This is a genomic window from Streptomyces sp. S3(2020), from assembly GCF_013044505.1.
Lineage (GTDB): Bacteria > Actinomycetota > Actinomycetes > Streptomycetales > Streptomycetaceae > Streptomyces.
In genome coordinates this window covers 32,971-51,282 of record NZ_JABERD010000058.1, presented here as the reverse complement: position 1 = coordinate 51,282, position 18,312 = coordinate 32,971, and the positions used below count along the sequence as shown (strand labels likewise).

Sequence of the window (18,312 nt, the reverse complement as noted above, 5' to 3'; positions counted from 1 at the left end):
GGGGTGGTGGGGGTCACGTCGAAGAAGGGTTCGCCGGGGACCGCCAGGGGCCGGGTCTGCGGCTGCTCGGGCACCGGCGCCGGTGCCGGCTCCTCCTGCACGGCGCTGCGGGACTCCGCGTAGGCGCGGCCGCCCCAGCCGAGCACGGCTTCCGCCAGGGCGACGCCGAGGTGGCCGTCGTTGAACTGGTGCAGTTGGTCGGCGGTGTCGCGGCAGTGCTTGCAGCGGTCCAGGTGTGCGTGGAGGTCGGGGTCGACGTCGACGCCACCGCGCCGGAAGGTGACGTCGAGCATCCTGACGTAGCTGCGGCACTCCTGTTCCGGGGCGAGTTCGCGGTGCACATGGAGGCACTCCTCGCGCAACCGCTCCCGGGCCCGGCGCAGTTCGACGCCGGCGTCCTCCTCGTCCAGTCCCAGGAGGGAGGCCGGAACCGACAGCGGCTCGGCCTCGACCTCGTTGTGCCACAGCAGGCAGCGGGCCGACTGGGGCAGCCGCTGGTACGCGCCGGACAGCAGCCGGCGCTCCGCGGGCGGCAGCAGACGGGCCGCGGCGCGGTCCCCGTCCCCGGTCCCGGAGCGCAGTTCGGGGTGGAGTTGTTCCTGTCTGCGGTCGCCGTCCCATTCGGCGGCGATCCGGCGCACGGTGACGAGCAGTTGGGGACGCCAGGCGGCGGTCGGGCCGTTCTGCCGCAGGGTTTCGCCGAAGAGCCGGGTGAAAGCCGCGGTCGTGAGCATTCCGGCCGAACGCGCGCTGTCGGTGCACAGCCGGGCATAGGCGAAGGCCGCTTCCCAGTGGCGGTCGAGGAGTTCACCGACGGGATGGAGCGCGGGCGTGGCCCCGGTCCACTTCTTCAGCTCAGCGCTGAGTTGTTCGTCCGTGGCGTCGGCATTCACGGCTGCATTCCTCTCGGGGGCATACGAAGCTAAGTCCATACCAAGGGGTATGCGGTCCCGACGACGACAGCTCTTGTGAAGCGTGGGGGACGTACGGGAGCGGTCAAAGGCGCGCGGATTCTCATGCCTGCACGCCGACAAGGCATAACCTTTGCACAGGTCAGCGAGATGTAACAAGAGATCATTCAGTTTTGTGCATTACGTTCGTAGCCAGCCCTATTGACGGCACGTCAATACTTGGAACCGATCCATGACGCCTTATCGACAACGTTATGGAGAACGATTTTCACCAGGCGTCGGCCCCAACCATTGAACGGCCACTCCACCCCGCGTCCGGCCGGTCCACGCACGTCACGCTCCAACCATTGGGCCGCCCGCCCGGTACACGCCGGGTGTCATACCGAATCGCTCCCGGAAGACCCGGTGGAAATGGAAGGGGCTCACGAAGCCCGATGCCGCCGCGACCCGTTCGACGGGCAGGCCGGTGCCTTCGAGCAGCCGCGCCGCGTGCCGCAGCCGCGCCTCTCGCAGGGCCCGCATCGGGGACTCACCGACCTGCCGGGTGAACAGGTGGGCCAGCCTGGAGGGCGACAGCGAGACCTGCGCGGCGAGCGAGTCGACGCTGTGCGCGGCGCCCGGGTCGGCGGCGAGGATCTCCTGGACCCGGCGGACACGGGGGTCGAGACCGGGCCGGGGCGTCGGCTGCCGCGCACCGGCGGCCGTGAGCAGGACGACCTCCTCCAGGGCGCACAGGGCCAGTTCACGGGCGGCGGTGTCGTGCGCCACGGCGATCCGGTCGTCCGGGACGGCCGAGGGACCGTCCGCACCCGGTCCGCGGGCGTCGACGAGCATCCGGTGGAACGCCGCCTCGACCCGGTCGTGCGGTGTGGCCGGGGCGGAGGCGACGACATGCACGCCGTCGCCGGTGCCGTACGGGCTCAGCCAGGGCAGCCAGGACGGTCTGGCCCGGCAGTGCACCCACCAGAACCGCCAGTGCCGCGCGCCCGGTTCGACGCCGTAGCCGTGCGGGACACCCGGCGCGAGCACCACCAGGTCCCCCGCGCCGGCCCGGACCGTGGTCACGCCCTGCCGCAGCCGACCCTGGCCCGCCGTGGTCCAGGTGAACAGCCAACTGTCCGAGCCCTGCGGCCGGTTGATGTCGTATCCCGGCGCCTCGTCGAAACGGCCGACCACCACGAGGCCCGGCGGCGGCGCCGGGGTGCCCTGCGCAGCAGTCCTGGACAGTCGGTCAGCGGTCACGGACATCCTCCCGGGGCGTGGAAAAACCTAGCGTGACATGCGAAGGGCATCCGAGCGAGGAGTGGACGCATGACAGTCACAGGCAGCACCCCCGTCCTGACCGAGGCAGGGCTTCGGCAGTTCCAGGAGGACGGATTCACCGTCGTACGCGGATTGTTCGGATACGACGAGATCGACCGGCTGTGCGGCGAGTTCACGGCGCTGCACGCGGCCGGCGCGGTGCCCGGGCACTTCGAGCCGCGGGGCGGCGCGGACCCGCTGGGGGTGTACCCGCGGGTGATGCAGCCGCACGAGATCAACGCGCGCGCCCGGGAGGTGCTGCTCGACGCGAGGTTGCGGGAGGTGCTGGAGGCGCTGTTCGGGGAGGAGGTGCTGGCCGCGCAGAGCATGTTCTACTTCAAGCCGCCCGGGGCGCGGGGGCAGGCGCTGCACCAGGACAACTTCTATCTGCGGGTCGAGCCGGGGACGTGCGTCGCGGCGTGGGTGGCGTGCGAGGTGATCGACCGGGAGAACGGGGGGCTGGAGGTCGTGCCCGGGACGCACCGGATGGACCTGTTCTGCCCGGAGGAGGCGGACGAGGGGGTGTCGTTCGCGCGGGAGTACGTGCCGCCGCCAGCGGGGCTGGCGACGGTGCCGGTCGACATGGCGCCGGGGGATGTTCTGTTCTTCAACGGGAGCCTGGTGCACGGGTCGCAGCCGAATCGCAGCGACGGGCGTTTTCGGCGGTCGTTCATCGGTCACTACGTGGGGCGGTCGGCGGAGCGGATCGGGCAGTACTACCGGACTCTGTCCATGCGGGGTGACCGCGTCGCTCTGGCCGAGAGCGAAGGTGCGGGCCCGTGCGGTACGGAGTTCGCACCGCAGGGGCCGCACTAGGGCGTATCGCGGCCGGGGGGACGTCGTGGCCGGCCGCGCCCCTTGAAGGGGCGGCGCCTCAGTGGCCGGAGATCGGACGTGCCGTGTACGGCTGCTCCAGTTCCTCGATCTCCTGCTCGCTCAGCTCCAGTTCCACCGCGGCCACCGCGTCATCGATGTGGTGCGGTCTGGCGGCGCCCACGATCGGTGCCGCCACCGTGTCCTGGTGCAGGAGCCAGGACAGGGCCACCCGGGCGCGGGGGACGCCCCGGTCGGCCGCGATGCGGGTGACCGCCTCGACGATGGTGCGGTCGCTCTCCAGGTAGAGGCGGCCGCCGAAGTTGTCGCCCGCGCTGCGTTCGGTGACGGTGCCCCAGTCGCGGGTCAGCCGGCCTCGGGCCAGGGGGCTCCACGGCAGTGCGCTCACGCCCTGGTCCGCGCACAGGGGCAGCATCTCGCGCTCCTCCTCGCGGTAGAGGAGGTTGTAGTGGTTCTGCATGGAGACGAACTTGGTCCAGCCGTGCCGCTCGGCCGTGTACTGCATCTTGGAGAACTGCCAGGCGTACATCGAACTCGCCCCGATATAGCGCACCTTGCCCGCCTTGACCAGGTCGTGGAGGGCCTCCATGGTCTCCTCGACGGGGGTGTGGGGGTCGTAACGGTGGATCTGGTAGAGGTCGACGTAGTCGGTGCCGAGACGGCTCAGACTGTGGTCCATCTCCGCCATGATCGCCTTGCGGGACAGTCCGGCGGCGTTCGGCCCGGTCCGCATCCGGCCGTTCACCTTGGTCGCCAGGACGATCTCGTCACGGTTCGCGAAGTCCCGCAGCGCCTTGCCGACGATCTCCTCGCTGGTGCCGTCGGAGTACACGTTGGCCGTGTCGAAGAAGTTGATGCCGGCGTCCAGCGCCTGGCGTATCAGCGGCCGTGACGCCTCCTCGTCGAGGGTCCACTCGTGGACGCCGCGGTCGGGCAGGCCGTAGGTCATGCACCCCAGACAGATCCGCGACACGTCCAGGCCGGTCGAACCGAGCTTCACGTACTGCATCGTTGGTGCTCCCACCTTCCGGATGGTCTTGCAGGGGAGGGTACGGCGTGCGGTGCGCGTGGGGTTCCACGTGTCACGAGCGTCTCGCCGGATCGCGTCACCGCGGACGCCGGGTAACCGGCGCGTGAACGCCGTGCCGTTCCCGGGACGCGACTCGCCCCTAATTGGTTGAATGACCGGACTTCACAAAAACTACAGAGTGCCCACACAATCGGGCCTTCCTGAAGGGCGTTCGCGTGATCCTCAAGGGGCGGGTCAGGGAACGGAAAGAGCTCGAAGGCCTGGTGTCGGCCCTGCGCGAGGGGCTGAGCCGGGTCGTGCTGCTGCGCGGTGACGCCGGGGTCGGGAAGACCGTACTGCTCGACCACGCGGCCGCGGAGGGCGCCGACCTGCGTGTGCTGCGGGTCGCGGGGGTGGAGGCGGAGTCCGGGTTCCCGTTCGCCGCGCTGCACCGACTGCTGGTACCGGTGCTGGAGGGGCTCAAGGAACCGGGTGCGCTGCCCGTCACCCAGTACGAAGCGCTGCGGGTGGCGTGCGGGCTGGCCGACGGGCCGGCCCCCGACCGGTTCCTGGTGGGGCTCGCCACCCTCACCCTCCTCGCGGAGGCGGCGAAGCGACGGCCGGTGCTGGCCTGCGTGGACGACGCGCAGTGGCTGGACGAGGAGTCCCTGGCGGTGCTCGCGTTCGTGGGCCGGCGGGTGCACGCGGAGGGCGTCGGGCTGCTGTTCGCGGCACGGACGGGGTTCGAGGCGCCCGCGGGGCTCCCCGTCACCGAAGTCGCCGGTCTGGAGGAGCCGTTCGCCCTGGAGCTGCTGCGGGAGACGGTCGCCGGACCGCTCGACGCGCGCGTCGCGGCACGCATCGTGGCGGCGACCGCGGGCAACCCGCTCGCGCTGGCCGACCTCGGCCAGGAGCTGACCGCCGACCAGCTCTCCGGCTCGCTCGCACTGCCCGAACCGCTCCCCGTGGGCGGCCGGCTGGAGGCGCACTACCAACGGCGGGTGCGCGCCCTGCCGGGACCGACGCAGACCTGGCTGCTGCTCGCCGCCGCCGAGCCGAGCGGCGACCTCGCCTACCTCACGGCCGCCGCGCGCCTGCTCGGGATCAGCCCCGAGGCGTCCGAGCCGGCGGAGTCCGCGCGGCTGGTGACGCTGCGCTCCACCGCGGAGTTCCGCCATCCGCTGGTCCGGTCCGCGGTGTACGGCGGGGCCACCAGCGTCGAGCGCACCCGGGTCCACCACGCGCTCGCCGAGGTCATCGACCGGCCGGCCGACACCGACCGGCGGGCCTGGCACCTCGCCTCGGCCACGAGGGGGCCGGCCGCCGCCGTGGCCGCGGAGGTGGAGCGCGCGGCGGACCGGGCGGGCGCCCGGGGCGGTGTCGCGGCCCGTGCCACCTTCCTGACGCGAGCCGCGGAGCTGACACCGGAGGCCGGCCCGCGCGCCCTGCGGCTGCTCGCCGCGGCAGAGGCCGCGCTGGCCGCGGGGGCGGCACTCCAGGCGGAGGCGCTCCTCGACGCGATCGACATCTCCTTCCTCGGCGACACCGAGCGGGGGCGGGCCCTGCTGGTCCGCTCGCACACGGTGTTCGCGCTCGGCGACGCCGGCTCCTTCGCCCGCGCCCCGGCGCTGTGTCTGCGCGCCGCGCGTCTCTTCGCGGGTCGGGCCCCCGAGCTCGCCCGCGAGGCCCTGCTGCGGGCCGCCGACCGCTCCATCACCGCGGAGCACCTCATGCAGGACGTCACCCTGGACGACATCGCCCGCGCCATCGACGAACTGCTGCCGCGCTCCACCGCCGTCACCGGGCCCGATCTGGTGCTGCGGGCGTTCGCGGTCCTCGTCAGCGACGGCTACGAGGAGGCGGTGCCGCACATGCGGCGCGCGCACGCGTACGTGCTGGACCCCGGCCTCACGGACGAGGAGGTGCTGCGGACCTATCAGCCGACCGTCACGCTGTCGATGATGCTGTGGGACGAGCAGGCGCAGAGTGCGGTCATGGCGCGGGCCGCGGACGCCGCCCGCCGCACCGGCGCCCTGTTCCAGCTGGACAGCGCGCTGTACTGCACGGTGATGCACGAGACGATCCTCGGCCAACTCGCCGTGGCCGACGACCTGTTCGTCCAGGGCAACCAGATCCGCGCGGCGATCGGCGCCACGGACGACATGTGGGCGCTCTACCGGCATCCGGAACTCCTCGCCTGGCATGCCGACGCGGAGGACCTGGAGACGGTGCTGCGCGGGTCGATGGAGTCCGGCACCTGGCTGGGCATCGGCGCGGTCGAGTCGATCGCCCGGATCGCCATGTCGATCCTCGCCCTGGGACAGGGCGACTACGCCCGGGCCCGCACCATCACCCACGAACTGACCGGCCACGACGCGCTGGGCATCCACTCCCGGCTGCTGCCCCCGCTGATCGAGGCCGCCGTCCGCGGCGGCGACCGGGTGCTGGCCGCCGCCGCCCTGCACACCCTCGCCGCCCGGGCCACGGCCACCGGCACCCCCTGGAGCCTCGGGCTGCTGGCCCGCTGCCAGGCCCTGCTCGCCACGGCGGACGACGCCGAAGCCCTGTACCGCAGGTCGATCACCCTGCTGTCCGCCACCCGCGCCCGCTCCGACCTCGCCGTCACCCGCCTCCACTACGGCGAGTGGCTGCGCCGCCGCAAGCGCCGCAAGGACGCCCGGGAACAGCTGCGCACCGCCTGGGAGTCGTTCGACGCGATGCGCGCCACGGCGTACGTGGCCCGGGCCGCCCAGGAGCTGGCCGCGACCGGGGAGAGTCCGGGCCGGGCGCCGGCCGGGGAGTCGGTCGCCCTCACCTCGCAGGAGCTGGCCATCGCCCGGCTCGCCCGCGGCGGTGCCACCAACGCCGAGATCGCGGGGCAGCTGTTCATCAGCGCGAGCACCGTCGACTACCACCTGCGGAAGATCTTCCGGAAGCTCGACGTACGGTCCCGGCGGCAGCTGAGGGAGACGCCGGGACTCTGAGACCGGTCAGGACTACGCGTTTCACGGGGTCCGGGAACACCGGCGGCCGAACGAGGATCGGGGCACCGGACAACGTCTCGCAGACGGGAGCGCTCCCATGCCGTACGTCACCGCAGCCGACGGAGCCGAGATCTTCTACAAGGACTGGGGTCTGGGCCGTCCCGTGGTGCTCAGCCACGGCTGGCCGCTGAACTCCGACAGCTGGGAGGCCCAGCAGCTCTTCCTGGCCTCCCACGGGTTCCGTGTCATCGCCCACGACCGGCGCGGGCACGGCCGGTCCACCCAGACGTGGACCGGCAACGAGATGAACACCTACGCCGACGACCTCGCCACCCTGATCGACACCCTCGATCTGCGGGACGCGACACTGATCGGCTTCTCCACGGGGGGCGGCGAGGTCGCCCGCTACGTGGGCCGGCACGGCACCAGCCGGGTCGCCCAGCTGGTGCTCGTCTCCGCCGTTCCGCCGTTCATGCTCAGGACCGACGACAACCCCGGCGGCGTGCCGGTCGAGGTGTTCGACGGGATCCGCGCCGGTTCGCTCGCCGACCGGTCGCAGTTGTACCGGGATCTGGCCGACGGGCCGTTCTTCGGCAACAACCGGCCCGGCGCCGATGTCTCCCAGGGCACTCGGGACGCCTTCTGGCGGCAGGGGCTCCAGGCCGGACACCGCAATGCCTACGAGTGTGTCGCGGCCTTCTCCGCGACCGACTTCCGCCCCGACCTGGACGCGTTCGACGTACCGACGCTGGTGGTCCACGGCGACGACGACCAGGTCGTGCCCTTCGATGTGGGCGGCCAGGCGTCGGCGGCGCGGATCAAGACCGCCACGCTGAAGGTCTACGCGGGCGCCCCGCACGGCATCACCGACACGCACAAGGACCAGCTGAACGCCGACCTGCTGGACTTCCTCAACTCCTGACCCCCGGAAGGGATCCCCAAGGCATGGTCTCCGAAAGCCAGTCCCGCCGTCGCGTCCTCGGCGGTCTCGTCGCGGCGGGCGGTGCGCTCACCGTCGGCACCGCGGCGACGCCCGCCTCGGCCGGCTCGGCCACCTCCGGCAGCAGACCGACCGTCGTCCTGGTGCACGGCGTGTTCGCCGACGCCTCCGGCTGGAACGAGGTCAGTTCCCGGCTGCTGAAGGCGGGTTACGACGTCATCGCCCCGGCCAACCCGCTGCGTGACCTCGCCGGGGACGCGGCCTACGTCTCCAGCGTCGTCGCCACGTTCCCCGGCCCGGTCATCCTGGTGGGCCACTCCTACGGCGGCGAGGTCATCACCAACGCCGCGCTCGCCAACCCCAACGTCAAGGCGCTCGTGTACGTGGCCGCGTTCGCCCCCGACGAGGGCGAGACCGCGCTGGAGCTGGCGGGCCGCTTCCCCGGCAGCCAGTTGCCGGGCGCGCTGCTCACCCGGCCGTACCCCATCCCCGGCAGCACCGATCCCGGCATCGACGGGTACATCGACCCGGCGAAGTTCCACGACGTCTTCGCCCAGGACCTGCCGCGCTCGCTGACCCGGGCGATGGCGGTGGCCCAACGCCCGGGCAGTCTGCGCGGGTTGGACTCCGCCAGCGGTGTGCCGGCGTGGAAGTCCCTGCCGTCGTGGTACGTCGTCGCCGGCACCGACCGGGTCATCCCGCCCGCCGCGCAGCGGTTCATGGCCGAGCGCGCCGGCAGCAGGGTCGTCGAGGTCAAGGGGGCCTCGCACGTCGTGATGATGTCGCGCCCGGACACCGTCGTCCGCCAGATCGAGGCCGCGTACCGCGCCACCCGCTGACACCTTCGAAGGAGGCGCCATGAGCGCTCCGGACACCATCGTCCTCATCCACGGCTTCTGGGTCACCCCGCGGAGTTGGGAGCAGTGGGCCGCCCACTACGAGAAGCGCGGCTACCGCGTCCTCACCCCCGCCTATCCCGGATTCGAGGTGGAGGTCGAGTCGCTCAACGCCGATCCGACACCGATCGAGAAGGTGACGGTCCAACAGATCCTGGACGGCCTGGAGACCTTGGTCCGCGGCCTGGACCAACCGCCCGTCCTGATCGGCCACTCCGCCGGGGGCGTCTTCGTCCAGCTCCTGCTCGACCGGGGGCTCGGGGCGGCGGGCGTCGCCATCAACTCGGCGCCCACGGAGGGCGTCGCGGTGGTGCCGCTCACCCAGATCAAGGCGGCGTTCCCGGTACTGAAGAACCCGGCCAACCGGCACCGTGCGGTCGGCCTGACCTTCGAGCAGTGGCACTACGCCTTCACCAACACGTTCCAGGAGGAGGAGTCCCGCGCGCTGTACCAGCGCTACGCGGTCCCCGCGTCCGGCAGCATCTTCTGGGACAGCGCCCTGGCGACGCTGCGGCCCGGACACCAGAGCACGTACGTGAACTACCACAACGACGACCGGGCACCCCTGTTGTTCGTCTCGGGCGAGCAGGACCATCTGATGCCGCCCAAGGTGCAGCAGTCCAACGCCCGGCACTACAAGTCGAACACGGTCACCGAGGTCAAGGAGTTCGCGGGCCGTCCGCATCTGCTGCCCGCCGCGCCCGGGTGGGAGGAGGTCGCCGACCACGTCCTCGACTGGGCCGTGTCGCACGCCAAGTAGCCCACCGTCCGGGGCGGTCGCCGTATGCCGCCCCGGACCTCCGGAAGGGACCGTCGTATGACCGAGATCCGTATCACGCACATCGGCGGTCCCACCACGTTGATCGAGGTCGCCGGTTGGCGGCTGCTGACGGACCCGACGTTCGATCCGCCGGGCCGCCGCTACTCCTTCGGCTGGGGCACCTCCTCGCGCAAGACCGCGGGACCGGCCGTGGCAGCCGCCGAACTCCCTTCACTGGACGCGGTGTTGCTCACCCATGACCATCACGCCGACAACCTGGACACGGCAGGGCGTGCCCTGCTGCCGAGGGCCGGCGTCGTGCTGACGACCCCGTCCGGGGCCCGTCGGCTGGGCGGCAACGCCCGCGGGCTCGACCCGTGGACGACCTGGCGGCTCCAGTCCCCGGACCGCCCCACCATCGAGGGCACGGCCACCCCGGCCCGCCACGGCCCCCGGTTCTCCCGCCCCGTCGTCGGCGAGGTGACCGGCTTCGCGCTCGGCTGGCAGGGGCAGTCCTACGGCGCGCTGTGGATCTCGGGTGACACGGTCCTGTACGACGGCGTACGCGAGGTCGCCCGCCGGGTGGACGTGGGAACCGCCCTGCTGCACCTGGGCGGTGTGCGTTTCCCGGTGACCGGACCGGTCCGCTACACGATGACCGCGGCCCGGGCGGTGGAGCTGTGCGGCCTGCTGCGGCCGCACACCGTGCTGCCCGTCCACTACGAGGGCTGGTCGCACTTCCAGGAGGGCCGGCAGAACGCCGAGAAGCTGCTCGCCGAGGGCCCGCAGGTGCACTGGCTGCCCATCGGCACCGCTTGGCAGCTCACCGTCTGAGCAGGTCCAGCGCCCGCCGCCACCCGAACTCCTCGCCAGGCTCCCCCGCGTAGGGCGGCCCGAACCGCACCCCCATCCCCCGCAGCCGTATCAGGCTGTCCTGGTACGCGGGATGGGCGGCCAACGCGTCGGCCACACACGGCAGTACGGCGATGGGGACACCGAGGCCCGACGCCTCGCACAGGGTGCCCACGGCCAGGGTGTCGCCCAGGCCCGCCGCCCATTTGTTGACGGTGTTGAAGGTGGCGGGCGCGACCACCACGGCGTCCGGCGGCGGGAAGGGGCGCGGGTCGGCGGGGGTGCGCCAGGCGGAGCGGATCGGACGGCCGGTCCGGGCCTCGACGGCGGCGGTGTCGAAGAAGCCGTTCATCGCCACGGGCGTGGCGATGACCCCGACCTCCCAGCCCTGTTCCTGGGCGGCGGCGACGAGTTCACCGACGCCCGCGGCGATCCCGGCGGCGCAGACGACGACGTAGAGGAAGGGCTTCTCGGCCTGTTCGGTCATCCGGTGACCCTACTGAAGGGGGAAGGACTCCCCGTGCTCGGTGCCGGGTCGCGGGCCGAGGATGCGGCGCTCCTTCTCCTCGATCGGTACGTCGTTGATGCTGGCCTCGCGGCGGGTCATCAGTCCGTGGTCGTCGAACTCCCAGAGCTCGTTGCCGTACGCGCGCCACCACTGGCCGTCGGTGTCCCGGCACTCGTACTGGAAGCGGACGGCGATGCGGTCGCCGTCGAAGGCCCACAGGTCCTTGCGCAGCGCGTAGTCCTGCTCGCGCGCCCACTTCGCGGTGAGGAACGCGACGATCTCCGCGCGGCCGGTGACGAAGGTGTCGCGGTTGCGCCACACCGAGTCCTCGGAGTACGCGAGCGCCACCTTGTGCGGGTCGCGGGTGTTCCAGGCGTCCTCGGCGGCCTGCACCTTCCGCGCCGCGCTCTCGCGGGTGAAGGGCGGCAGGGGCGGACGGTCGGTCATGTCATCCTCCGTGGCCAGAAAGGGAGAACGTGCGTTCTCCGGCATGGCTGCTACGGTAGGAGAACGCACGTTCTCACGTCAAGGAGTGACCCGGAATGGACAGCGCGACCGCCCGGGAGCAGGCGCTGGACGCCGCCGAGGAGCTGTTCTACGGCCGGGGCATCCAGTCCGTCGGCATGGACGACATCCGCGGCGCGTCGGGGGTCTCGCTCAAGCGGCTGTACCAGCTCTTCCCCGCGAAGGAGCAGCTGGTGGAGGCGTATCTGGAGCGCCGCGACCTGCGCTGGCGGGGGCGGCTCGCGGAGTACGTGGAGCGCGACGAGGACCCCGGGGCGCGGATCCTCGCCGTCTTCGACTGGCTGGAGCGGTGGTTCGGGGAGGACGGGTTCCGCGGGTGCGCGTGGATCAATTCCTACGGTGAGCTCGGGGCGACGTCGGCCCGGGTGACGGCTCAAGTGCGGGCACACAAAGGGGCGTTCCGCGCCTATCTCGTCACTCTCGTCGCGGACGCCGGACTCCCGGACGTCCTGGCCGGCCAGCTGTTCCTGCTGGCCGAGGGGGCGATGGTCACGGCCGGCATCACCCGCGGCGCCGGGCCGGCCGCGGAGGCGCGTGAGGCGGCCCGCTCGCTGGTGGAGGCCGCTCGGGCGTGAGCCCGCACGGCGACCGGGTCAGTCGGCCGCCGTGATGGCCCCCGTAATTCGGTTGTCACCGTCCCCCGGCCGCACGCAGAATCCGGCCATGCCTACCTTCGATGCCCTTCTGCCGCCGACCGCCGCCGTTCGTCCGGTGCGGTTCCAGCAGCAGTCCGGCCGACCGTGGGGGCCTACGCTTCCCACGTCGTGACCGCCGCGCTCGTCGCGGGGCTGCTCGCGGGATACGGCATCGCCGTGCCCGTCGGCGCGGTCGCGACCTATCTCGTCTCCCTCACCGCCCGTACCTCCCTGCGCACCGGTGCCAGTGCCGCGCTCGGCGTCGCGACCGCCGACGGGCTCTACGCCCTGGTGGCCGCGCTCGGCGGCGCCGCCCTCGCCGCCGCACTGCGACCGGCGCTCGGGCCGCTGCGCTGGGCCTCCGCCCTGCTGCTGCTCGTGCTGGCGGCACGGAGTGCGGTGATGGCCGTACGCCAGTACCGCGCCCGTCGGCTCACCACGCGCACCGACCCGCCTCCCCCTAGGCCCTGTCGTCACATTCCCGTCGTCCGCCCGGAGGGCGGGCCGCGCGGCGTCAGGTGCGTGCTCTCGGCGTGCCGGGCGCAGGCCCTCGTACTGGTGGTACGTGGGTCTGTGCCCGGTGCGGCGAGAGTGCGTGCATGGCGTCGCGGGGCAGGCGGGAATGTGACGACAGGGCCTAGCCCCGCGAGGGCGTATCTGGCGCTGCTCGGGATCACCCTGCTCAACCCGACCACCATGATCTACTTCGCGGCGCTGGTCCTCGGTACCCGTACCGCCGACGCGGTCCGGCCCCTGGAGCAGGGCGTGTTCGTCGTGGCGGCCTTCCTCGCGTCCGCGAGCTGGCAGCTGCTGCTGGCCGGGGGCGGCGCGCTGCTCGGCAGGGCGCTGACCGGCAGGCGGGGGCGGCTGGTGACGGCCGTGGTGTCGAGCGGGGTGATCACCTTGTTGGCCGTACGGATGATGCTGCCGGGGTGAAGGCCCGGGCGACGGCGAGGCTGTCCTCGTACACGTGATGGCGGACGATCAGACCGTCCTCGACGGTCAGATGCAGCGCGAACCTGGCGCGATACGCACGCCCCGTCGTCCGGGCGGTCTGCCGGATCTCGCCGAGGACCACCGCCTCGGCGCCGTCGACGAGGATGCGCTCGATCTCGGTGGCCGCCTGGCCCGGGACGTGCTGGGCGGCCAGTTCGCGGTAGTGGGCGGCGGCGTCCGCGCGGGTGGCGCGGTGCCGGATCCAGGGGGTTTCGGGGCGGCCGTGCTCGTCCTGCGGCCAGTTCAGCTTCCAGTCGCCCTCGTCGGCGTAGAGCTCGGCGATCCGCTCGGGGTCGCCCGCGCCGATCCGCCGCAGCAGTTCCTCGATGACGGAACGGGTCGTCGTCACGGCGGTGGTGGTGGTCATCGGTGATCCTCCCCTTGGGCCGGGTCCCACTGTGCCCGCGGGGGCCGGGCCGGGGCGATTACCTCCGAGGTCATGGGGTCCGGTCGAATCCGACCCCGCGGAACGGATGAATCCACGGGGTCCGGGTGTTGAAGGACGGTGTCAGTCAGCAAGCGGTAGTTCACGACGACGATGGGACGGATGCCATGCCTCTTGAGAGCGAGTACGAGCCCAGTCCTACCGGGTGGGTGCGCAATCAGGTGGAGCTGTACGAGAGCTCCGGTGGCACCGAGGGCACCACCCTCCAGAACACGGGAATGCCCGTCATCCTCCTGACCACCCTGGGGAGCAGGAGCGGGAAGATCCGCAAGACCCCGCTGATGCGGGTCGAGCACGACGGGCGGTACGCCGCCGTCGCCTCGCTGGGCGGAGCGCCCAAACACCCGGTCTGGTACCACAATGTCAAGGCCGACCCCCGGGTGGAGCTCCAGGACGGGCCGGCGAAGCGGGACATGACCGCCCGCGAGGTCACCGGCGCCGAGAAGGCCGAGTGGTGGGAGCGGGCGGTGGCGGCGTATCCGCCGTACGCCGACTACCAGGAGAAGACGGACCGGGAGATCCCGGTCTTCGTGCTCGAACCGGCCGACACGGACTGATCCGGACGCGAGTCCCCGCCCTCGGGCAAAAATCTTGGACGCGTACGCATGAAGCTCCACCCGCCGGGCACCTGAGCCTCAGGCCCCGCCGCGTTCCCCCGTCGCGGCGGGGCTTTCCCGTGGGCGGCCACCGGGCTGGACTCCGGCCCCGTCCGCGTCGTGCCGCCTTCGATATGACCATGTGCAGGACCATGTCGGCCATTGCGAGAGTGACGCCGAGCGCCGCCGTGCCGTCCTTTGAGTGCCCGCCTCTACCGGACGCCGGGCTTCGGTGGCACGGTCGACTTCGACCGCTGACCGACAGGGACACAGGAGACGTACGTGGCCAAGAAGAAGAAGCTGAAGCTCCCCCTCGTCTACAAGCCCGTCGGGTTGGTGCTGGGCTGGTCGAGCGGGGCGTTGGCGGGGCTCGCCTTCCAGCGGACGTGGAAGGCGATACGGCACGAGGACGACGCCCCCGACGCGCTGGACCGGGATCGTGGCTGGGGGGAGATCCTGCTGGCCGCGGCCGTCCAGGGCGCCATCTTCGCGGTGGTGCGCAGTGCGGTGGACCGCACGGGCGCGAAGGCCATCGAACGGTCCACCGGAGTCTGGCCCGCCACCGACAAGGGCGGCCGGGACTGACGTCAGCCTTGTTTGGGCGCCGTCGGCGGGACACAGCGCAGGGTGAAGGAGTGCCCCGCGGGGTCGGCGTACCCGCGTTCCTCGAACGGCCCGGAGGCGTCCTTCGTCTCCAGGGGCCGCCCGCCGAGCCCGACGACCCTGCGCTCGGCCTCGTCCAGGTCCTCGACGACGAAGTCGAGGTGGGCCTGGAGGGAGTTCTCGGGGCGCGGCCAGCTCGGCGGTGTCGCACCGGCGTCCCGGTGGAACGCCAGCCGGGTCCCCCCGGCGCCCAGGATCTCCACGCGGTTGGCGCTCTCGTGGGTCTCCTCGGCCTCCAGCAGTTCCTTGTAGAACTCGGCGAGTTTCTCCGGCTCGGCGCAGTCGAGCACCACGAAGCCCGCGGTGACCAGTGCCATGTCTCCTCCGAAGGGTCCGGGGCGCGGGACGTTCCTGTCCCGCGCCCTCTGCCTCCCGGTTATCCCGAACGGCCCGGTTCAGTCCGCGACCAGCCACTCCCCGTCCCGCATCAGCTCACGCCCGGCGAGTTCGTTGGCCTCGCGCCAGGCCTGCACCCTGGTCGGCCGGACCCGGAAGTACAGATAGGGCGTGGCGAGTCCACGCGGCTCGAAGCCGGTGGCGGCCGCGAAGCGGTCGGCGTCCTCCTCGCCCAGCTCGGCGGGGGTGGACGTCTCGACCGTGCCCTCGATCATCACGACGTCCCGGGTGGGCCCGAGGCCGAGACGGGTCCTGCCGGTCGCCTTCAGGTTCCGGCCGGTGGGACTGCCGGCCGGGGTGGCCAGCAGCAGTGTCGAGCCGTCCCAGAGGAAGGAGAGCGGCACGAGGAAGGGCACTCCCCCGTCGGGGTCCGCGGTGGCGACCCACACGTCCTCGTCGTGCTCCAGGCGGTTCAGGGTGTCCTTCTTGCGCTGCTCGGCGGGGCGTGCGGGCGGATTGGTCATCGGTGAACGCTCTCCTGTCGGGGCGGTGTCGACGGACGTGCCCAGTGTGGGCCCCGAGGGCTCGTGCTGGGCGCTCCGCTGGATGAGCAGTGAGGTGCCGTCGTTCGGCTGCGGCGCCGTCGTGGCCGGTCGCGCCCGCGCGGCGGTAGCCGCACATCGATACCGCCCCGCGCCCCTTCGGGGCGCGGCCGAACCACAGCGGACTTCGCCCGGCCCGCTCAGACGCCGGTCTCCGCAAGTCGTGCCGTCGCCGCGCTCAGCAGCATGTCCAGGGCGGCCGGGTAGGAGCTGCGCGGCATGTCGGTCACGAGGTGGCGGGCGGTCGCGGCGATGTGCGGGTGGGTGTCGGCGGGCAGCCTGGCGTACGTCGTCCGCCACACGCTGAGTTCCGCCTCCCGGGCCGGTTTCGGCAGCGCGGTGCTCGCCGAGTCGAGCGCGGCGAAGGCGAGGGCCTGGTCGACGAAGGCGTGGTAGATCCGTACCGCGTCCGCGTCGGGGAAACCCGCGTCGCGGAGCACGCCGAGGATGGTCTCCACGGCCTGGATCTCATGGCCGCGGCCGGTGACCCGGTGCGAGCTGAGCACCGCCGCGCGGGGGTGGGCGAGCGCGCTCGCGTGCATGCGCAGGCCGAGGTCGCGCAGGTCGGCGCGCCAGTCGCCGGTGGGGCGCCAGATCCGCAGCGTCCGGCCGATGAGCTCGTCGGCGACGGCCAGCATCAGGTCGTCGGTGTGGCGGAAGTAGCGGTACAGCGAGCTGGGGTCGGCGCCGAGGGCGTGGCCCAGCCGGCGCACCGAGAGGGCGTCGGCGCCGTGCTCCTCGATCAGCCTGAGGGCCGTCTCGACGATCAGCTCCTCGGACAGGACGACGCCCTGTTTGGTGGGGCGCCTGCGCCGCCGGGCGGCGGGTGGGACGACGCGGTCGCTCATGGGTGCCTCCGTGGGGCGCCGGTGGTCTGGCCTCCGTGGGCGCACCTTATGACAACAGCGTTGACCTGTTAAGCCCTGGGACAGTTTCATGTCAGCTCACCGGGGCCGACCAGGCCCCCCGGTGCGAGCGGAGAACCGGCCATGCCCGACCACGCCCCCTCCTCAGGGCCCACCCTGCGTAAATCCCTCGGCGTCCTGGACGGCGTCGCCATCGCCGCCTCCAGCACGGCCGCGACCACCAGCATCGGCATCGGGCTCGGCGTCACGGCCGGGGTCGTCGGACTGCATCTGCCGGCGATCATGCTGCTGGCGTTCCTGCCGGTCCTCGGCATCGCCGGCGCCTACTCACGGCTCAACCGCGTCGAGCCCAACGCGGGCAACGGCTATGTGTGGGTGGGCCGTTCGCTGAGCCCCTGGCTCGGCTTCATGGTCGGCTGGGTGAACATCGTGGCGACGGTGGCCTTCCTCGCCTACACCACGGCCGTCACCGGCTCGGCGCTGATCCAGCTGGCGGGCGACGCCGGACTGCACCGGCTGGGCGGCCTCGCCCTGGACCCGGGATCGACGGCGCAGACGACGGCACTGGGCGTGTTCGTCCTGGTCGCGGTCACCCTCACCGCCGTCACGGGGGTGCGCACCGCGGCCCGGCTCCAGGGCGGGCTGCTGGTCTTCGAGTACGTCGTCCTGCTGGGCTTCTGCGGATACGGCATCGTCACCGGCCCGCACCCCTTCAGCCTGAGCTGGTTCGACCCGTTCGCGATCCCGTCGGCGACGGCGCTGGCACAGGGCATGCTCCTGTCGGTGTTCTGCTACTGGGGCTTCGAGAGCGCGTTCAGCGTGTCGGAGGAGGTGCGTGATCCCCAGGACGCGTCCCGCGCCGGCCTCACGACCCTGGTGACCATGCTGGTGCTGTTCCTGATCGGCTCGGTCGCCTTCCAACGGGTGCTGTCCGAGCAGGAGTTGGCGGGGCACGGGGCACAGGGGCTGGCGTACTTCGGTGACCGGCTGGCCTCGCAGCCGCTGGCCGCGCTGCCCCTGGTGGCGCTGATGTTCTCGGCGGTCGCCTCCCTTCAGGCCGGGGTGATCCCGACGGCCCGGTCGATGTTCGCGATGAGCCGGGACCGTACGCTCGGCCCGGTGTGGTCCAAGGTCAGCTCCCGGTACGGGACTCCGGCCGCCGGGACCGTGCTGATCGGTGCCCTGGCGGCGGGGGTCGCGGCGCTCGCCCTGGTCATCCCGCGGCTCGCGGACATGATCATGGCGACGGTGAGCGCGGTCGGCATCGTGGTCGCCCTGTCGTACGCGCTGACGGCCCTCGCGGCGGCGGTACGCTTCCGCTCGCTGCTGCGCGAGGACCTCAAGGAGGGCATCCGGGCCGTGGTGCTGCCCACCCTGAGCGCGCTGGCCCTCCTCGGCCTCGGCGGCTATCTCGGCTGGTCCTTCTACACCTCCACCGACCACTTCGAACTCAGCGCGGACAACGGCTGGTTCCTGCTGAGCACTCCGCTGGCGATGATCGCGTCGGGCTTCGTGGCCGCCGCGTGGGCCAGGTGGGTGCGGCGCTCGCCGTACTTCCGTACGGGCTCAGGTACGGATGCGGACGCGCCGCAGCTGCTCAGCACTTCGCTGGAGGCACGGTGACTCGTCTGCGGGCCGGCGGGGGCTTGTCG

The 18,312-nt window shown here is 72.1% G+C and carries 19 protein-coding genes and 1 pseudogene; 11 read left to right on the top strand and 9 right to left on the bottom strand.

From position 1 onward, the window contains the following. A pseudogene (locus HLK59_RS20255) lies at nt 1-932 on the bottom strand (hydrolase); the annotation flags it as partial. Nucleotides 933-1,244: 312 nt separating this feature from the next. Continuing rightward, complete coding sequence (locus tag HLK59_RS20250; protein ID WP_171142888.1) at nt 1,245-2,159, bottom strand: helix-turn-helix domain-containing protein; 915 nt, start codon at nt 2,157-2,159, stop codon at nt 1,245-1,247. Nucleotides 2,160-2,222: 63 nt separating this feature from the next. Between HLK59_RS20250 and HLK59_RS20245 the strand changes: the two genes are divergently transcribed. Further along, entirely contained in the window at nt 2,223-3,029 is an 807-nt protein-coding gene (locus HLK59_RS20245; protein ID WP_171142887.1) for a phytanoyl-CoA dioxygenase family protein, read from the top strand. A gap of 58 nt (nt 3,030-3,087) precedes the next feature. Here the strand turns inward: HLK59_RS20245 and HLK59_RS20240 are convergent, their stop codons facing one another. Next, on the bottom strand, nt 3,088-4,056 hold the full coding sequence (locus HLK59_RS20240) for an aldo/keto reductase (protein WP_171142886.1): 969 nt from the start codon (nt 4,054-4,056) through the stop codon (nt 3,088-3,090). Nucleotides 4,057-4,292: 236 nt separating this feature from the next. On the opposite strand from HLK59_RS20240, the gene HLK59_RS20235 reads away from it, so the two are divergent. The 5 genes from HLK59_RS20235 to HLK59_RS20215 all read left to right on the top strand — a co-directional run bounded on the left by HLK59_RS20235 (nt 4,293) and on the right by HLK59_RS20215 (nt 10,470). Then, nucleotides 4,293-7,040 (top strand): LuxR family transcriptional regulator, encoded by a 2,748-nt coding sequence (locus HLK59_RS20235; RefSeq protein ID WP_171142885.1) that lies wholly within the window; start codon nt 4,293-4,295, stop codon nt 7,038-7,040. A 97-nt stretch (nt 7,041-7,137) separates the two neighbouring features. Further along, entirely contained in the window at nt 7,138-7,962 is an 825-nt protein-coding gene (locus HLK59_RS20230) for an alpha/beta hydrolase (RefSeq protein WP_171142884.1), read from the top strand. 23 nt (nt 7,963-7,985) lie between these two features. Then, nucleotides 7,986-8,819, top strand: a complete 834-nt coding sequence (locus HLK59_RS20225; RefSeq protein ID WP_171142883.1) for an alpha/beta fold hydrolase — start codon at nt 7,986-7,988, stop codon at nt 8,817-8,819. 19 nt (nt 8,820-8,838) lie between these two features. After that, complete coding sequence (locus tag HLK59_RS20220) at nt 8,839-9,636, top strand: alpha/beta hydrolase (RefSeq protein ID WP_171142882.1); 798 nt, start codon at nt 8,839-8,841, stop codon at nt 9,634-9,636. Nucleotides 9,637-9,693: 57 nt separating this feature from the next. After that, on the top strand, nt 9,694-10,470 hold the full coding sequence (locus tag HLK59_RS20215; RefSeq protein ID WP_171142881.1) for an MBL fold metallo-hydrolase: 777 nt from the start codon (nt 9,694-9,696) through the stop codon (nt 10,468-10,470). On the opposite strand, the gene HLK59_RS20210 is transcribed toward HLK59_RS20215, so the two are convergent. Both HLK59_RS20210 and HLK59_RS20205 read right to left on the bottom strand, forming a co-directional pair. Further along, complete coding sequence (locus HLK59_RS20210; RefSeq protein WP_171142880.1) at nt 10,460-10,975, bottom strand: flavoprotein; 516 nt, start codon at nt 10,973-10,975, stop codon at nt 10,460-10,462. The genes HLK59_RS20215 and HLK59_RS20210 overlap by 11 nt on opposite strands. Before the next feature lie 9 nt (nt 10,976-10,984). Next, entirely contained in the window at nt 10,985-11,443 is a 459-nt protein-coding gene (locus HLK59_RS20205) for a nuclear transport factor 2 family protein (protein WP_171142879.1), read from the bottom strand. 95 nt (nt 11,444-11,538) lie between these two features. On the opposite strand from HLK59_RS20205, the gene HLK59_RS20200 reads away from it, so the two are divergent. Then, nucleotides 11,539-12,096, top strand: coding sequence for a TetR/AcrR family transcriptional regulator (locus HLK59_RS20200; RefSeq protein WP_171142878.1), 558 nt, complete (start codon nt 11,539-11,541; stop codon nt 12,094-12,096). Nucleotides 12,097-12,285: 189 nt separating this feature from the next. Further along, complete coding sequence (locus tag HLK59_RS20195) at nt 12,286-13,092, top strand: LysE family transporter (protein ID WP_171142877.1); 807 nt, start codon at nt 12,286-12,288, stop codon at nt 13,090-13,092. Here HLK59_RS20195 and HLK59_RS20190 read toward each other — a convergent pair. After that, nucleotides 13,055-13,519: a nuclear transport factor 2 family protein gene (locus HLK59_RS20190; protein ID WP_171142876.1), complete on the bottom strand. Its 465-nt coding sequence runs from the start codon at nt 13,517-13,519 to the stop codon at nt 13,055-13,057. The genes HLK59_RS20195 and HLK59_RS20190 overlap by 38 nt on opposite strands. 185 nt (nt 13,520-13,704) lie before the next feature. Here HLK59_RS20190 and HLK59_RS20185 point away from each other — a divergent pair, with 185 nt between their 5' ends. Then, on the top strand, nt 13,705-14,154 hold the full coding sequence (locus tag HLK59_RS20185; protein ID WP_171142875.1) for a nitroreductase family deazaflavin-dependent oxidoreductase: 450 nt from the start codon (nt 13,705-13,707) through the stop codon (nt 14,152-14,154). Between the two features lie 321 nt (nt 14,155-14,475). After that, nucleotides 14,476-14,778 (top strand): DUF4235 domain-containing protein, encoded by a 303-nt coding sequence (locus HLK59_RS20180; RefSeq protein WP_171142874.1) that lies wholly within the window; start codon nt 14,476-14,478, stop codon nt 14,776-14,778. Between the two features lie 2 nt (nt 14,779-14,780). Here the strand turns inward: HLK59_RS20180 and HLK59_RS20175 are convergent, their stop codons facing one another. From HLK59_RS20175 to HLK59_RS20165, 3 genes are all read right to left on the bottom strand, one after another. Further along, nucleotides 14,781-15,173 carry a VOC family protein gene (locus tag HLK59_RS20175; protein WP_171142873.1) on the bottom strand — a complete coding sequence of 131 codons (393 nt, stop codon included), beginning with the start codon at nt 15,171-15,173 and terminating at the stop codon, nt 14,781-14,783. 78 nt (nt 15,174-15,251) lie between these two features. Then, nucleotides 15,252-15,716: a pyridoxamine 5'-phosphate oxidase family protein gene (locus HLK59_RS20170; protein ID WP_171142872.1), complete on the bottom strand. Its 465-nt coding sequence runs from the start codon at nt 15,714-15,716 to the stop codon at nt 15,252-15,254. Nucleotides 15,717-15,934: 218 nt separating this feature from the next. Then, complete coding sequence (locus HLK59_RS20165) at nt 15,935-16,642, bottom strand: TetR/AcrR family transcriptional regulator (protein ID WP_171142871.1); 708 nt, start codon at nt 16,640-16,642, stop codon at nt 15,935-15,937. Nucleotides 16,643-16,783: 141 nt separating this feature from the next. Between HLK59_RS20165 and HLK59_RS20160 the strand changes: the two genes are divergently transcribed. Continuing rightward, nucleotides 16,784-18,283: an APC family permease gene (locus HLK59_RS20160; RefSeq protein WP_171142870.1), complete on the top strand. Its 1,500-nt coding sequence runs from the start codon at nt 16,784-16,786 to the stop codon at nt 18,281-18,283. Nucleotides 18,284-18,312: the final 29 nt, after the last annotated feature.

Excerpts from the sequence above, each read along its gene's own strand:
- HLK59_RS20175 (WP_171142873.1), bottom strand. The coding sequence starts at position 15,173 with ATGGCACTGGTCACCGCGGGCTTCGTGGTGCTCGACTGCGCCGAGCCG.
- HLK59_RS20165 (WP_171142871.1), bottom strand. The coding sequence starts at position 16,642 with ATGAGCGACCGCGTCGTCCCACCCGCCGCCCGGCGGCGCAGGCGCCCC.
- HLK59_RS20220 (WP_171142882.1), top strand. The coding sequence starts at position 8,839 with ATGAGCGCTCCGGACACCATCGTCCTCATCCACGGCTTCTGGGTCACC.
- HLK59_RS20250 (WP_171142888.1), bottom strand. The coding sequence starts at position 2,159 with ATGTCCGTGACCGCTGACCGACTGTCCAGGACTGCTGCGCAGGGCACC.
- HLK59_RS20200 (WP_171142878.1), top strand. The coding sequence starts at position 11,539 with ATGGACAGCGCGACCGCCCGGGAGCAGGCGCTGGACGCCGCCGAGGAG.
- HLK59_RS20185 (WP_171142875.1), top strand. The coding sequence starts at position 13,705 with ATGCCTCTTGAGAGCGAGTACGAGCCCAGTCCTACCGGGTGGGTGCGC.
- HLK59_RS20215 (WP_171142881.1), top strand. The coding sequence starts at position 9,694 with ATGACCGAGATCCGTATCACGCACATCGGCGGTCCCACCACGTTGATC.
- HLK59_RS20230 (WP_171142884.1), top strand. The coding sequence starts at position 7,138 with ATGCCGTACGTCACCGCAGCCGACGGAGCCGAGATCTTCTACAAGGAC.
- HLK59_RS20190 (WP_171142876.1), bottom strand. The coding sequence starts at position 13,519 with ATGACCACCACCACCGCCGTGACGACGACCCGTTCCGTCATCGAGGAA.
- HLK59_RS20205 (WP_171142879.1), bottom strand. The coding sequence starts at position 11,443 with ATGACCGACCGTCCGCCCCTGCCGCCCTTCACCCGCGAGAGCGCGGCG.
- HLK59_RS20210 (WP_171142880.1), bottom strand. The coding sequence starts at position 10,975 with ATGACCGAACAGGCCGAGAAGCCCTTCCTCTACGTCGTCGTCTGCGCC.
- HLK59_RS20160 (WP_171142870.1), top strand. The coding sequence starts at position 16,784 with ATGCCCGACCACGCCCCCTCCTCAGGGCCCACCCTGCGTAAATCCCTC.
- HLK59_RS20240 (WP_171142886.1), bottom strand. The coding sequence starts at position 4,056 with ATGCAGTACGTGAAGCTCGGTTCGACCGGCCTGGACGTGTCGCGGATC.
- HLK59_RS20225 (WP_171142883.1), top strand. The coding sequence starts at position 7,986 with ATGGTCTCCGAAAGCCAGTCCCGCCGTCGCGTCCTCGGCGGTCTCGTC.
- HLK59_RS20170 (WP_171142872.1), bottom strand. The coding sequence starts at position 15,716 with ATGACCAATCCGCCCGCACGCCCCGCCGAGCAGCGCAAGAAGGACACC.
- HLK59_RS20245 (WP_171142887.1), top strand. The coding sequence starts at position 2,223 with ATGACAGTCACAGGCAGCACCCCCGTCCTGACCGAGGCAGGGCTTCGG.